At 59.0% G+C, this 13,844-nt stretch carries 15 protein-coding genes and 1 other RNA gene; 6 read left to right on the top strand and 10 right to left on the bottom strand.

Going from position 1 to position 13,844, the window contains the following annotated elements; all coding sequences use genetic code 11:
* Positions 1–129: 129 nt before the first annotated feature.
* Both rnpB and rsmI read right to left on the bottom strand, forming a co-directional pair.
* Positions 130–483: RNase P RNA component class A (gene rnpB / locus BKX96_RS18960), an RNA gene on the bottom strand.
* Positions 484–559: 76 nt separating this feature from the next.
* Positions 560–1,432 carry a 16S rRNA (cytidine(1402)-2'-O)-methyltransferase gene (gene rsmI / locus BKX96_RS18955; RefSeq protein WP_077185303.1) on the bottom strand — a complete coding sequence of 291 codons (873 nt, stop codon included), beginning with the start codon at positions 1,430–1,432 and terminating at the stop codon, positions 560–562.
* A gap of 208 nt (positions 1,433–1,640) precedes the next feature.
* Here rsmI and BKX96_RS18950 point away from each other — a divergent pair, with 208 nt between their 5' ends.
* The 4 genes from BKX96_RS18950 to BKX96_RS18935 all read left to right on the top strand — a co-directional run bounded on the left by BKX96_RS18950 (position 1,641) and on the right by BKX96_RS18935 (position 5,087).
* A complete protein-coding gene (locus BKX96_RS18950; RefSeq protein WP_046819005.1) occupies positions 1,641–3,452 on the top strand; it encodes a penicillin-binding protein activator in 1,812 nt (603 codons plus the stop codon).
* Complete coding sequence (locus tag BKX96_RS18945) at positions 3,452–3,814, top strand: YraN family protein (protein WP_077185203.1); 363 nt, start codon at positions 3,452–3,454, stop codon at positions 3,812–3,814. The genes BKX96_RS18950 and BKX96_RS18945 overlap by 1 nt, the downstream gene beginning before the upstream one ends.
* A gap of 104 nt (positions 3,815–3,918) precedes the next feature.
* Positions 3,919–4,512 (top strand): phosphoheptose isomerase, encoded by a 594-nt coding sequence (locus BKX96_RS18940; protein WP_046819003.1) that lies wholly within the window; start codon positions 3,919–3,921, stop codon positions 4,510–4,512.
* On the top strand, positions 4,509–5,087 hold the full coding sequence (locus tag BKX96_RS18935) for a BON domain-containing protein (protein ID WP_008147477.1): 579 nt from the start codon (positions 4,509–4,511) through the stop codon (positions 5,085–5,087). Before BKX96_RS18940 ends, BKX96_RS18935 begins: the two co-directional genes overlap by 4 nt.
* Positions 5,088–5,170: 83 nt before the next feature.
* On the opposite strand, the gene BKX96_RS18930 is transcribed toward BKX96_RS18935, so the two are convergent.
* The 7 genes from BKX96_RS18930 to rplM form a co-directional block, all read right to left on the bottom strand.
* Positions 5,171–5,584 (bottom strand): ClpXP protease specificity-enhancing factor, encoded by a 414-nt coding sequence (locus BKX96_RS18930; RefSeq protein ID WP_046819002.1) that lies wholly within the window; start codon positions 5,582–5,584, stop codon positions 5,171–5,173.
* 16 nt (positions 5,585–5,600) lie between these two features.
* Positions 5,601–6,218: a glutathione S-transferase N-terminal domain-containing protein gene (locus BKX96_RS18925; protein ID WP_007972581.1), complete on the bottom strand. Its 618-nt coding sequence runs from the start codon at positions 6,216–6,218 to the stop codon at positions 5,601–5,603.
* A 150-nt stretch (positions 6,219–6,368) separates the two neighbouring features.
* Positions 6,369–7,151, bottom strand: a complete 783-nt coding sequence (locus BKX96_RS18920; protein WP_077185202.1) for a cytochrome c1 — start codon at positions 7,149–7,151, stop codon at positions 6,369–6,371.
* Positions 7,151–8,362: a cytochrome b gene (locus BKX96_RS18915; RefSeq protein ID WP_046819000.1), complete on the bottom strand. Its 1,212-nt coding sequence runs from the start codon at positions 8,360–8,362 to the stop codon at positions 7,151–7,153. Before BKX96_RS18915 ends, BKX96_RS18920 begins: the two co-directional genes overlap by 1 nt.
* Positions 8,362–8,955, bottom strand: a complete 594-nt coding sequence (petA, locus tag BKX96_RS18910) for a ubiquinol-cytochrome c reductase iron-sulfur subunit (protein WP_034149537.1) — start codon at positions 8,953–8,955, stop codon at positions 8,362–8,364. The genes BKX96_RS18915 and petA overlap by 1 nt, the downstream gene beginning before the upstream one ends.
* 269 nt (positions 8,956–9,224) lie before the next feature.
* Entirely contained in the window at positions 9,225–9,617 is a 393-nt protein-coding gene (rpsI, locus tag BKX96_RS18905) for a 30S ribosomal protein S9 (protein ID WP_003228056.1), read from the bottom strand.
* Between the two features lie 14 nt (positions 9,618–9,631).
* The gene (gene rplM / locus BKX96_RS18900) at positions 9,632–10,060 is read right to left on the bottom strand and encodes a 50S ribosomal protein L13 (RefSeq protein WP_003228062.1); all 429 of its coding nucleotides are present in this window, start codon (positions 10,058–10,060) and stop codon (positions 9,632–9,634) included.
* A 246-nt stretch (positions 10,061–10,306) separates the two neighbouring features.
* Here rplM and BKX96_RS18895 point away from each other — a divergent pair, with 246 nt between their 5' ends.
* On the top strand, positions 10,307–11,347 hold the full coding sequence (locus BKX96_RS18895; RefSeq protein ID WP_077185201.1) for an NADP(H)-dependent aldo-keto reductase: 1,041 nt from the start codon (positions 10,307–10,309) through the stop codon (positions 11,345–11,347).
* A gap of 46 nt (positions 11,348–11,393) precedes the next feature.
* Here the strand turns inward: BKX96_RS18895 and BKX96_RS18890 are convergent, their stop codons facing one another.
* On the bottom strand, positions 11,394–12,530 hold the full coding sequence (locus BKX96_RS18890; protein ID WP_046818998.1) for an acyl-CoA dehydrogenase family protein: 1,137 nt from the start codon (positions 12,528–12,530) through the stop codon (positions 11,394–11,396).
* Positions 12,531–12,750: 220 nt separating this feature from the next.
* Between BKX96_RS18890 and BKX96_RS18885 the strand changes: the two genes are divergently transcribed.
* Entirely contained in the window at positions 12,751–13,671 is a 921-nt protein-coding gene (locus BKX96_RS18885) for a GlxA family transcriptional regulator (protein WP_178134363.1), read from the top strand.
* The last annotated feature ends 173 nt before the right edge of the window (positions 13,672–13,844 follow it).

Raw genomic sequence — 13,844 nt, 5'->3', positions numbered from 1 at the left:
GTTAAAGTGATTTATTAAGAGTAAGATTTTTTCGATATTACGAAAGTGATAATGAAGACGATTCTGAAAGGAGGGAAATTGCCATCATCGAACCCCTGCTCAATGATTTAAGCAGAGGGGAGAAAAAAGGTGGAGAGTCGATCTGTAAGCCGGGTTCTGTCTTGAACAGTCATTCGTCTACGATGGCCATCACTGGACATCTTTAGCAACCTACCCGGTCCCAGCGCGGGCCACGCCTTGGGACCCTATTTGGTCTTGCTCCAAGTGGGGTTTACCTAGCCACGAACTGTTGCCAGACGTGCGGTGCGCTCTTACCGCACCTTTTCACCCTTACCGGCGCCGAAGCGCTTAGGCGGTTATTTTCTGTGGCACTTTCCGTAGGCTCACGCCTCCCAGGCATTACCTGGCACTTCGCCCTATGGAGCCCGGACTTTCCTCCCCCCCCTAATTTTCATAGAGGGCAGCGACTGTCCGATCGACTCTCCGCCGCGAAGGTTACCGGCAGAGCGCCCGAAGAACAAGCGCTAAGCGCCGTTGTGCACGCCTGCGCGTCGGGTTTTCACTCACCCTTCTGTTTATCCAGCGCGATCTGATACAGCACATTCTTTCGTTCGCCGGTAATTTGCGCAGCCAGCGCGGCGGCACGCTTGAGCGGCATTTCTTCGAGCAACAGATCGAGGATACGCATCGCCTCACTGCTGACAGCGCCCTCCTCCTCGGGAGCCGTCCAGCCCGCCACCAGCACCACGCACTCCCCGCGCTGCTGATTACTGTCCGACTCGACGAACCCGCGCAACTCGGCCAGCGGCAAGCCCTTGAGCGTTTCAAACGTCTTGGTCAGTTCCCGCGCCAGCAATGCCGGGCGCTCGGCGCCGAACACCAGCTCCATGTCCTGCAGGCATTCGAGGATACGGTGCGGCGCCTCATAGAAAATCAGCGTACGCGGCTCCTCCTTCACGAGCTCCAGACGCGCACGTCGTCCTACCGCCTTGGCTGGCAGAAAGCCTTCGAAGATGAAACGGTCCGAAGGCAAACCCGCCGCCGACAGGGCCGCAATCAATGCACAGGCCCCTGGCACCGGCACCACATTGATGCCTGCTGCACGTGCCTGGCGGACCAGGTGATAGCCCGGATCGGAAATCAGTGGCGTGCCGGCATCGGAGATCAATGCGACATCATCGCCCGCGAGCAGGCGGGTAATAAAACGGCTACCTTCGTCACGCTCGTTGTGTTCATGACAGGCCGCCAAAGGCGTGGGAATGCCGAAATGCTGCATCAGGCGCTGGGAGTGGCGGGTGTCTTCAGCGGCAATCAAGGCCACCTCACGCAGAATCTTCAGCGCCCGGGCACTGATATCGTCCAGGTTGCCGATGGGCGTCGCCACCACATATAGCGAGCCAGCAGCGGAATTCAAAGCACCTGGAGCAGTCAAAGCGCACACCTCATGTTCGATAAAACGGGCATTGTAGCGCGTAGCGACACTCGCGATACGAGCAAGCAGCACACGCTTTTGCAGGCTTTTGTGCCGCACGGCAACATTTACACCAGCTAAATTGATCGTTTCGCACCACCAACATCGCGCCCCGGCCAGCGCTTGGGTACAATTCCACGCTAATTTGATCGAGTATCAGGAACACTACATGATCGCTTGCCTGCGGCTGTTCTCTGCCCTATGCCTCGCTGCCTTGCTGGCGGCTTGCGCCAGCTCGCCCTCCTCCAGCCTTGGCGAACTTCCACGGACCCCGGATGCCAGCATCGAGCAACTGCTCGAAAAGGCTGCCCAAAGCAAAACGCCGGAAGATGCGGCGCTGTTGCGACTGAGTGCAGCCGACCTGGCCTATCGCCAGGGCAATGCCGGCCAATCCGCCCAGATCCTGCAACAGGTTCCGGTTGAAACACTCAAGCCCGGCCAGCAGATCTTCGCCAACACCCTGGCGGCTGAACTGGCCATGACCCGCAACCAGCCGAAAGCCGCGCTGACCGCCTTGAGTCACCCAAGCTTCCAGCGCCTCGGCGAAATGCCGGAAGAGCAACAGGTTCGCACCGGCACCGTCCGCGCCCGCGCCCTTGAAGCCGATGGCCAGACCTTGGCCGCGGCAAAAGAACGCATCTTCATCGCGCCCATGCTGAGCGGTGAAGCGGCGAGCAAAAACCACGAGGCGATCTGGACCCTGATCGCTTCGCTGCCGACCGAGCAATTGCAGCCGACCACCACCGACGACCTTGGCGGTTGGATGGCCCTGGCGCTGGCCGTGAAGTCTGCTGGCACCCTCGAACAGCAGCAGGCGGCAATCGACAACTGGCGCGCCCAGAACCCGAAACACCCGGCCGCCCGCCAACTGCCGCTGCCACTGACCAACCTCAAGGAGCTGGCCAGTCAACCCCTGAGCAAAATCGCCCTGCTGCTACCACAGGACGGCCCACTGGCGTCGGTCGGCAAAGCATTGCGCGAAGGCTTCATGGCCGCGCATTACCAGGCGCAACAAGCCGGGCAGAAACCGCCAGCCATCGAATTCTACGACAGCTCGCGCCTGACCTCGCTCGACGAGTTCTATCGCAAAGCCCAGGCTGACGGCGTGCAACTGGTGGTAGGCCCACTGGAAAAACCGCTGGTCAAACAGCTCAGCGCCCTCCCGCAACTGCCGATCACCACGCTGGCCCTGAACTACAGCGAAGGCGCCCAAGGTCCAGCCCAGCTGTTCCAGTTTGGCCTGGCCGCTGAAGACGAAGCCCGCGAAGTATCCCGCCGCGCACGCGCTGACGGCCTGCATCGCGCCGCTATCATGGTACCGAAAGGCGAATGGGGCGACCGCGTACTCAAGGCGTTCAGCCAGGACTGGCAAGCCAATGGCGGCAGCATCGTCGCCACCGAGCGTGTCGACCAGCCAGTGCAACTGGCCCAGCAGATTGCCGACATGTTCCAGCTGCGCCAGAGCGAAGGTCGCGCCAAGAGCCTGCAAAGCACCGTTGGCTCGCAGGTAGCCGCCCAGCCGTCGCGTCGCCAGGACATCGAGTTCATCTTCCTCGCTGCCACGCCACAGCAGGCCCAGCAGATCAAACCGACCCTGAACTTCCAGTACGCCGGTGACGTTCCGGTCTATGCCACGTCCCACGTCTTCAGTGCCAGCGGCGACGTCAACCAGTACAACGACATGAACGGCGTGCGCTTCTGCGAAACCCCATGGCTGCTGGATGCCAATGACCCGTTGCGCCGCCAGGTCACCGCGCAGTGGCCGCAAGCGGGCGGCAGCCTGGGCCGCCTGTACGCCATGGGCGTGGACGCCTACAGCCTGGCGCCACGCCTTGGCCAGTTGAAAGCCCTGCCGGACAGCCGCATCGAAGGTCAATCGGGCAGCCTGAGCATGACCCAGAACCAGCGCGTCGTGCGCGAGCTGCCATGGGCGGAGTTCGTCAATGGCCAGGTTCAACGCCTGCCGAACACCCCACGCTGATGCCCGAAAGGTCACGCCAGCAATGCGGTAAAGATGCCGAGCGCCATGCGCTCGAGCATCTTCAGCAACAAGGCCTGCAACTTCTGGCGCAGAACTGGTTGTGTAAACGCGGCGAGCTTGATCTGGTCATGCTGGAGGGCGATACAGTAGTATTCGTTGAAGTTCGCTACAGAAAAAACACTCAATGGGGTGGCGCGCTCGATAGTATCGATGAGCGCAAACGGCAAAAACTGATTTTTGCCGCGCAGTATTTTCTTCAGCGGGAGTCGCGCTGGGCCAACTCCCCTTGCCGCTTCGACGTGGTTGCGATCGACAGCCACCTCGATCAGTTGAACTGGTTGCAAAATGCCTTCGACAGCTGATTGCCTGCGCCCCGAACCGGACACTACCACTCAACACTTTTGCTCTTTGCTTTGCGGGCTGCACATTCACGTGCCGGACAGCCGCGCTCATTAAGGTCACACAGATGGACATGCAATCCCGAATTCGCCAGCTTTTTCAGGCCAGTATCGACACCAAGCAACAGGCGATGGAAGTACTTGCACCGCACATCGAGCAAGCCAGCCAGGTGATGGTCAACGCCTTGCTCAATGAGGGCAAGATGCTTTCCTGCGGCAACGGCGGCTCTGCTGGCGACGCACAGCATTTCTCGTCCGAGCTGCTCAATCGCTTCGAGCGCGAGCGCCCGAGCCTGCCAGCCATTGCGCTGACCACCGACACCTCGACGATCACCTCGATCGCCAACGACTACAGCTACAACGAAATCTTCTCCAAACAGATCCGCGCGCTCGGCCAGCCGGGCGATGTACTGCTGGCGATTTCCACCAGTGGTAACTCGGCAAACATAATTCAAGCGATCCAGGCCGCACATGATCGCGAAATGATTGTCGTAGCATTGACCGGTCGCGATGGCGGCGGCATGGCGTCACTGCTTTTGCCCGAGGACGTCGAGATTCGCGTACCGGCCAACGTCACCGCACGTATCCAGGAAGTCCACCTGCTGGCGATCCATTGCCTTTGCGACTTGATCGACAGCCAACTGTTCGGGAGTGAAGAATGACCCCTAATCGCCTCGGCCTACTGGCCCTGACCCTGTGCCTCGGCATCAGCGGCTGCACCTCGGTGGTTAATGCCAGCCGCGAAGCACCGATCGAAGATGACCGCGGCACCCGCACTTTCGGCAGCAAGATCGACGACTCATTGATCGACACCAAGGTTGGCGTGAACATTGCCAAGGCCGATCCGGCCCTGGACAACGACTCGCACATTGTCGTCACCAGCTTCAACGGCGTCGTACTGCTCGCCGGGCAAACCCCGCGCGCCGACCTCAAGGCCAAGGCCGAACAGGCCGCTGCGGCTGTTCAGCGGGTGAAGACGGTGCATAACGAACTGCAGGTGCTGCCACCTTCCGGTTTCCTTGCCCGCCAGAACGACACCTGGCTGACCTCCAAGATCAAGACCCAGATGCTCACCGACCCGAACATTCCGGGCTCGCGCATCAAGGTGGTCACCGAGAACGGCATCGTCTACCTGCTGGGCTTGCTGACCAAGCAGGAAGCCGCCCAGGCGACCAACCTGGTACAAGGGGTGTCCGGGGTGCAGAAGATCGTGAAGCTGTTTGAATACATCGACTGATCCTTGTTTGGCGGGGATGGCGACCTTGGAACGCCATCGACCGACGGAAATAAAAAAGGGCGATCCTTGCGGATCGCCCTTTTTTATTTCACCACCTTCAAGCTCGGCCTTCCGCTTGGTCGCGGTGGCTCGCTGTCCGGAGGCGGAATATCATCATCCGGCTCGATCTCTTCCTCGTCCTCCAGGGGCGACTCCAGATCGAACACCATACCCTGGCCATTCTCACGGGCGTAAATGCCCAGGATCGATGCAATAGGCACGTACAGGGTATGCGGCACCCCACCAAAGCGGCCTTCGAAGCTCACCGCCTCGTTGTCCATGTGCAAATGACGCACGGCCTGTGGCGACACGTTCAGGACGATCTGGCCATCACTGGCAAAACCTTGCGGCACCTGCACCGAGGGATACTCGGAATTGACCAGCATGTGCGGGGTGCAATCGTTATCCACAATCCACTCGTAGAGCGCACGGACCAGATAAGGTCGACTGGAGTTCATAGCGGCTCCTTAAGCCTTAGCGCATGTCGCGTTCGACACCAGACAGACTCGCCTGGAAAGCCTCACGCGCAAACTGGCGCTCCATGTAATCAAGCAGCGGCTTGGCTGGCCGCGGCAGTTCTATACCCAGAATCGGCAATCGCCAGAGTATTGGCAATAGGCAGCAATCCACCAGGCTTTGTTCCTCACTGAGGAAAAACGGCTTGTCGGCAAACAGCGGCGACACGCCTGTGAGGCTCTCGCGCAGCTCCTTACGCGCCACCGCACGCGCTGCTTCCTTGGTCCGCGAATCCAGGATCAGATCCACCAGACCACACCAGTCTCGCTGAATACGATGAATCAGCAAACGACTGTTGGCCCGCGCCACCGGATAGACCGGCAACAACGGCGGATGTGGGTAACGCTCATCCAGATATTCCATCACCACCGTAGACTCCCACAACGCCAGGTCACGGTCGACCAGCGTCGGCAAGCTGCCGTAAGGGTTCACTTCGATCAGTTTAGGCGGCTGGCGACCAGCCTCAACGTAAATGATCTCGGCGCTGACACCCTTCTCTGCCAGTACGATTCGCACTCGGTGGGAATAGTGGTCGGCGGGGTCGGAGTAACAGGCCAACCGATTGGTCACGCCCATGGCGATCCTCCTCGCTTGTTGAAATTATCGGAAGCGGAAAAACGAGCGCGCCCAGAGGGCGCCTCCCGTAACGCCTGGTTCACCAGGCTCGTTACACCTTCAGAGGCGCCCTTGGGCGCGCGCGATTAACAGCAATTGCTTGAAGCTTTATCAGTGCACATCTTTCCAGTATTCGCGCTTGAGCAAATAAGCGAATACGAAGAAGAACGCCAGGTACAGCAATACGTACGTACCGATGCGCTGATGTTGCAGCTTAACCGGGTTAGCCGAGTAAGCCAGGAAGGTTACCAGATTCTTGACCTTCTCATCGAACTGCTCTTCGGTCAGGGCGCCACTCTTCGGCACGATGGTCAACTGATCGCACGCCTCATGGGTCAGCGGCGTACCGGTCAGCGGATCATATTGCTTCTTGCCGTCCTCGACGATCTGAACCTGTTTGCACCCGACGACCTGACGACCTTGCAGGCCGACCAGCACGTTAGGCATGCCCACGTTCGGGAAGACCTTGTTGTTCACACCCCATGGGCGCGACGGGTCTTCATAGAACGACTTCAGGTAACCGTAGAGCCAATCGGTGCCACGAACACGAGCGACCAGGGTCAGGTCGGGCGGGGCCGCACCGAACCAGGTCTTGGCGTCAGCCGGCTGCATGCCGATGTTCATGTGATCGCCGATCTTGGCACCGGTGAATACCAGCTTGTCGAGCATCAACTCGTGCGGGATGCCGAGGTCATCGGCAACACGCTCATAACGCTGGAACTTGGCGCTGTGGCAGCCCATGCAATAGTTGGCGAACGTACGCGCGCCATCCTGCATCGCAGCCTTGTCAGCAACGTCGATGTCGACTTTTTCCAGCTCGGGACCACCGTGTGGTGCCGCAAAGGACAACACTGGCAGGGCAGCAAGCATCAATACAGCAAATAGTTTTTTCATCAGCCAGTCACCCTTTCCGGAACCGGTTTGGTCTTCTCGAGCCTGGTGTAGAACGGCATCAGGATGAAGTAGGCGAAATACAGGAAGGTACACACCTGCGACAGCAACGTCCGGCCTGGAGTCGGAGCCAGAACACCCAAAACGCCCAGGATCACGAAGGAGATGCAGAACACCCAGAGCCAGATCTTGCTCAGCCAGCCCTTGTAGCGCATCGACTTGACCGGGCTACGGTCCAGCCACGGCAGGACGAACAGCACGGCGATGGCCGCACCCATGGCGATAACACCGAGAAGCTTGTCGGGAACCGCACGCAAGATCGCGTAGAACGGCGTGAAGTACCAGACCGGAGCGATGTGCTCTGGGGTCTTGAAGGCGTTCGCCACTTCAAAGTTCGGCTTCTCGAGGAAGTAGCCACCCATTTCCGGGAAGAAGAACACGATCGAACAGAAGATGAACAGGAACACCACCACGCCGACGATATCTTTCACGGTGTAGTAAGGGTGGAACGCGATACCGTCCAGCGGCACGCCGTTTTCATCCTTGTGTTTCTTGATGTCGACGCCGTCCGGGTTGTTCGAACCGACTTCGTGCAGCGCCAGGACGTGCAGCACCACCAGGCCGAGAATCACGATCGGCAAGGCGACCACGTGCAGGGCGAAGAAGCGGTTCAGGGTGATGCCGGAGATCAGGTAGTCACCACGAATCCACTGGGTCAGGTCGTTGCCGATGACCGGGATCGCACCGAACAGCGAGATGATCACCTGGGCACCCCAGTAGGACATCTGGCCCCACGGCAGCAGGTAGCCCATGAAGGCCTCGGCCATCAGCGCCAGGTAGATCAGCATGCCGAAGACCCACACCAACTCGCGCGGCTTCTGGTACGAACCGTAGAGCAAACCACGGAACATGTGCAGATAGACCACGATGAAGAACGCCGAAGCGCCGGTGGAGTGCAGCAGGCGCAGGATCGAGCCGTACTCGACGTCGCGCATGATGTACTCGACGGAAGCAAAGGCTTCTTCTGCCGACGGGGTGTAGCTCATGGTCAGCCAGACACCGGTTACGATCTGGTTGACCAGGACGAGCAGCGCCAGGGAGCCAAAGAAATAGAAGAAGTTGAAGTTTTTCGGAGCGTAGTACTTGCTGAGATGGTCTTCCCACATCTTGGTGGCAGGAAAGCGCGCATCAACCCAATCCATGAACTTGCTCATCACGCTTTCTCCGTATCGACGCCAACGACGATGATGTCATCGGTCTCATAGGAATGCGGGGGAACTGGCAGGTTCAAAGGCGCAGGTTGCGACTTGTAGACGCGGCCAGCCAGGTCGTAGTGGGAGCCGTGGCAAGGACAGAAATAGCCACCTACCCAGTCCTTGCCCAAGTCAGCGGGAGCGACTTCGGGACGGAAGGTCGGCGAGCAACCCAGGTGCGTGCAGATACCGATCAGCAGCAGGACCTCAGGCTTGATCGAACGTGTTTCCGGATCAACATAGGTTGGTTGAGTCGAGTTCTTGGAGGTCGGGTCAGACAACTGGCCCTCGATCTTCTTCAGATTCCCCAGGATTTCCTGCGTACGGCGGACGATGAACACCGGCTGGCCGCGCCACTCAGCAATCATCTGCTGGCCTGGCTCGATTTTGCTGACATTCACTTTCACCGGTGCACCTGCGGCTTTCGCCTTGGCACTGGGAAACCATGACCCCACGAACGGGACCGCAGCCCCCACCGCTCCTGCAGCACCCACCACGGATGTGGCTGCTACCAAGAAGCGACGCCGGCCTGCATTCACGCCGTCATTGCTCATTCAGTCCTCTCCCATCAGCTTTGTGGCCTGTTAAATCAGGCATCTACTAAGTAAAACTCTGTACTTATAAAAATTTTGCCGAATGGTAATGAAAAGCCCCAATTCTGACAAGGTAATTACCCCGAGGCACCACTGCCAAGCCTTGTAGTATAGGGCGTCTGCCGATGTGGCAAGTTGTCACAGCGCAATTCTTTGAGAAAATCACGAGCACAAAAAAACGCCCAGCTCCGTGAGGAAACTGGGCGTTCTTTTTTGAACGTGGAAGCGAATTAACGCTTCGAGTACTGCGGACGCTTACGCGCTTTACGCAGACCAACTTTCTTACGTTCAACTTCACGTGCATCGCGGGTTACGAAGCCGGCTTTACGCAGGGCGCTGCGCAGAGTTTCGTCGTAGTCCATCAGAGCGCGGGTGATGCCGTGGCGGATTGCGCCAGCTTGACCACTCACACCACCGCCGATCACGGTGACGTAGATGTCGAACTTCTCGACAGTCTCAGTCAATTCCAGCGGCTGACGAACTACCATGCGGGCAGTTTCGCGGCCGAAGAAATTATCCAGCGAACGGTTGTTGATGGAGATGTTACCAGTACCCGGACGCAGGAAAACGCGTGCGGTTGCGGTCTTGCGACGGCCAGTGCCGTAATTTTGAGTCGCCGACATAATGAACTATTCCGTTAAATCTTCAGTTCTTGGGGCTGCTGAGCAGTATGAGGGTGTGCAGCGCCCGCATAGACTTTCAGCTTACGGTACATGTCGCGACCCAGCGGGTTCTTAGGCAGCATGCCTTTGACCGCGGTCTCGATCACGCGCTCAGGGGCCTTGGCGATCAGCTTTTCAAAGTTGATCGACTTGATGCCGCCCGGGAAACCGGAGTGGGAGTAGTACATTTTGTCAGTGGTTTTAGCGCCGGTAACACGGATCTGCTCGGCGTTGATTACGACGATGTAGTCGCCGGTGTCAACGTGAGGAGTGTACTCAGGCTTGTGCTTGCCACGCAGACGGCTCGCGATTTCGGTGGCCAGACGACCCAGGGTCTGACCAGCAGCGTCGACGACAAACCAGTCGCGCTTTACTGTTTCCGGTTTAGCAGTAAAAGTTTTCATTCTTTATAGCCTCAGGGGCCGCCCTGTAAATTAGACGGCGGATCTTACTGAATAGTGCGTACTTTGACAAGTCAAAGGCAGCCGGATACAGACGCTTTCGGGGGCTCGGGTCGGCGCGTCCGTTCAACGGCAAGATTCTTCGGCGGCGGCGCATCACTTCCACTGCAGAAAGAGGTGCGCAATTATGCAGATTGCGAAAAATAATTCAACCTGCTTTTATGATTGTTTTGCCCAGGGGAGCACCCGATGGACTATCGCCAGCTAGGCCGAACCAATCTGAATGTGAGCGCAATCTGCCTCGGCACCATGACCTGGGGCGAGCAAAACAGCGAGGCAGACGCCTTCGCCCAGATCGAGCGAGCCAAGGGCGCCGGGATCAACTTCATCGATACCGCCGAAATGTACCCGGTGCCGCCCAAGGCCGAAACCTATGCCACCACCGAGCGCTACATCGGCAATTACTTCAAAAGTCGCGGTGACCGTGCCGACTGGATCCTCGCCAGCAAGATCGCCGGCCCCGGCAACACCATCGACTACATCCGCGACAAAAACCTGCGGCACAATCGCCAGCACATCACCGCGGCGGTGGACGCCAGCCTCCAGCGCCTGCAGACCGACTACATCGACCTGTACCAGCTGCACTGGCCTGAGCGCAGCACCAACTTCTTCGGGCAGCTGGGCTACAAGCACCAGACCGAGGCCAACCTGACGCCCCTGGAAGACACCCTCGAAGCGCTGGAGGAACAGGTCAGGGCCGGCAAGATCCGCCACATCGGCCTGTCCAACGAAACGCCGTGGGGCACCATGCGCTTCCTGGCCCTGGCCGAGCAACGCGGCTGGCCGCGCGCGGTGTCGATCCAGAACCCCTACAACCTGCTCAACCGCAGCTTCGAGGTCGGCCTGGCGGAAATCGCCATTCGCGAACAGTGCGGCCTGCTCGCCTATTCGCCGCTGGCGTTCGGTTTCCTGTCAGGCAAGTACGAAGGTGGGGCGCGCCCGCCAAAAGGTCGCCTGAGCCTCTACAGCCGCTTCAGCCGCTATTTCAACCCGCAGTCGGAAGCGGCCTGCAGCCGTTACGTCGCCCTGGCCCGTGAGCACGGCCTCGACCCAGCGCAAATGGCCCTGGCCTTCGTCACGCAACAGCCGTTCGTGACCAGCAACATCATTGGCGCCACGACACTGGAACAACTGGACAGCAACATTGCCAGTTTTGATCTGAAACTGTCGGAGGAAGTGCTGGAAGGGATCGAGGCGATCCACAAGGACCACCCGAACCCTGCACCTTGATCGAATGATCGTTCCCACGCTCTGTGTGGGAACGATCAACACTGCATTACAGTGACCGCGCAATAATCTCCTTCATGATTTCATTGGTCCCGGCATAGATCCGCTGCACCCGCGCATCCGCCCACGCCCGGGCAATCGGGTATTCCCACATGAATCCATAGCCGCCATGCAACTGCACGCACTCGTCGAGCACTTTGCATTGCAGGTCCGTGCCCCAATACTTGGCCATCGCCGCCGTCGGCACGTCGAGCTTGCCTTGCAGGTGCAACTCCAGGCAGCGATCGACGAAGACCCGGCCGATCTGGATCTCGGTCGCCATCTCGGCGAGTTTGAACCGGGTGTTCTGGAAGTCGGCAATCGCCTTGCCAAAGGCCTTGCGCTCGCGCGTGTAGTCCAGGGTCCATTGCAACGCCGCTTCGGCTGAAGCCAGGCCGCCGATGGCCACGGTGAGGCGCTCCTGCGGCAACTCCTGCATCAGATACGCGAACCCCATGCCTGCCTGGCCCAGCAGGTTTTCCTTGGGCACCCGCACGTCCTGGAAGAACAGCTCCGAAGTGTCCTGGGCCTTCATGCCGACCTTTTCCAGGCGCTTGCCCTTGTCGAAGCCGGGCGTATCGGCCTCCACCAGAAACAGACTGGTGCCCTTCGCACCCGCCTTCGGATCGGTCTTGGCGACGACGATCACCAGGTCGGCGAGAAAGCCATTGGTGATGAAAGTCTTCGAACCATTGATCACATACTCGTCGCCATCGAGCACCGCGGTGGTCTTCACCCCTTGCAGGTCGGAACCGGCGCCGGGCTCGGTCATGGCGATGGCACTGACCATCTCGCCAGACACCAGTTTCGGCAGGTATTTGTGTTTCAGCATTTCACTGCCGTAATGCAGGATATAGGGTGCAACAATGTCCGAATGCAGGGAAAAACCGATACCGGTCAACCCCAGGCGCCCCACCTCTTCGATGACCACCGCGCTGTACAGGAAGTCCGCCCCCAGCCCGCCATATTGCTCCGGCAGATGCGAGCACAACATCCCCGCCTCCCCTGCCTTGTTCCAGAGTTGACGGTCGATATAGCCCTGCTTTTCCCATTGCCCATGGAACGGCACAGCCTCTTTTTCGAGGAACGTCCGCACACTGTCGCGAAAAAGTTCGTGCTCGGAACTGAACAAGGTTCTGGGAATCATGCGGCACCTTATCTTTGTTTTTAAAGGACTGGACCTTCAGAGACTATGCCTCGCGTCCGATACAGGACACTGGACACATCCGACAAAAAATAAGACGATCCAGCCGTCTGGTGACCACTTTCCCCTATAAGAATAAAGTTGAATTATGTCTAACCAAGCCTCCACGCCCTTGCGGCGCGTCAGCATCCTGGCCATTGACCGGGTTTTCGCTTCCACTCTCATGCAGGCCAAGGATTTCTTCCACCTCGCCAGCCTGCGCTACGGAAAACAACTGGGTCACGGCCTGACTCCCGCCTTCGAAACCCGGCTCGTCAGCCCCGATGGCAAACCGGTCAACACCTTCAGCGATGTGACAATACCGGTGGATGGCGGCCTGGAAAATGCCGACATCATCGTCATCCCCGCCTTCTGGGACGATTTCGATACCCTGAGCAAACGTTACCCACAGGTCCTGCCCTGGCTGCGCCAGCAACATGCGCGGGGCGCCGTATTGTGCGGCGAGGCCACCGGCGTGTTCTGGCTCGCCGAAGCCGGTCTGCTCGATGGCAAGGAGGCCACCACCTATTGGCGCTTCTTCAATGCCTTTGCCGAGCGTTTCCCGAGGGTCCAGCTCAATCAGGACAAGCACCTGACCGACGCCGACAACCTGTACTGCGCGGGCGGCACTACCTCGGCATGCGACCTGTACATCTACCTGATCGAGCGCTTCTGCGGCGCCAACGTGTCCCAGGCCGTAGCGCGGGACATCCTCTATGAAGTGCAACGCAGCTATTCACCGGGAAGAATCGGTTTCGGCGGGCAAAAACTGCACCAGGACGTGATCATCCTGCAGATCCAGCACTGGCTCGAAGAACACTTCGCCGACAAATTCCGCTTCGAAGACGTCGCCCGCGAACACGGCATGAGCATCCGCAACTTCATGCGCCGCTTCCAGACCGCCACCGGCGACAAGCCACTGCACTACCTGCAGAGACTGCGCATCGAAACCGCCAAGGGCCTGCTGTCCGGCAGCCGCAAGAGCATCAAGACCATCAGCTACGAAGTTGGCTACGACGACGCCAGCTTCTTCGCACGCCTGTTCCGCCAGCACACGGAGTTGTCGCCGAACCAGTATCGACAGCAGTTTCAGCAAGCAGCCTGATACAACAGAGATCCAATGTGGGAGCGAGCCTGCTCGCGATGGCGTCGGCATATTCAGCAAATGATGTCGCTGACACACCGCTGTCGCGAGCAGGCTCGCTCCCACAAGGGATTGCGGTGACTTCGAGGTTTCTTCAGCGCAAAAAAAGGGCCTGCAAATGCAGGCCCTTTTTT

Origin of the sequence: Pseudomonas putida (assembly GCF_001976065.1) — a bacterium.
Classification (GTDB): Bacteria; Pseudomonadota; Gammaproteobacteria; order Pseudomonadales; family Pseudomonadaceae; genus Aquipseudomonas; species Aquipseudomonas serbica.
This window is presented reverse-complemented; position numbering and strand designations above follow the sequence as displayed.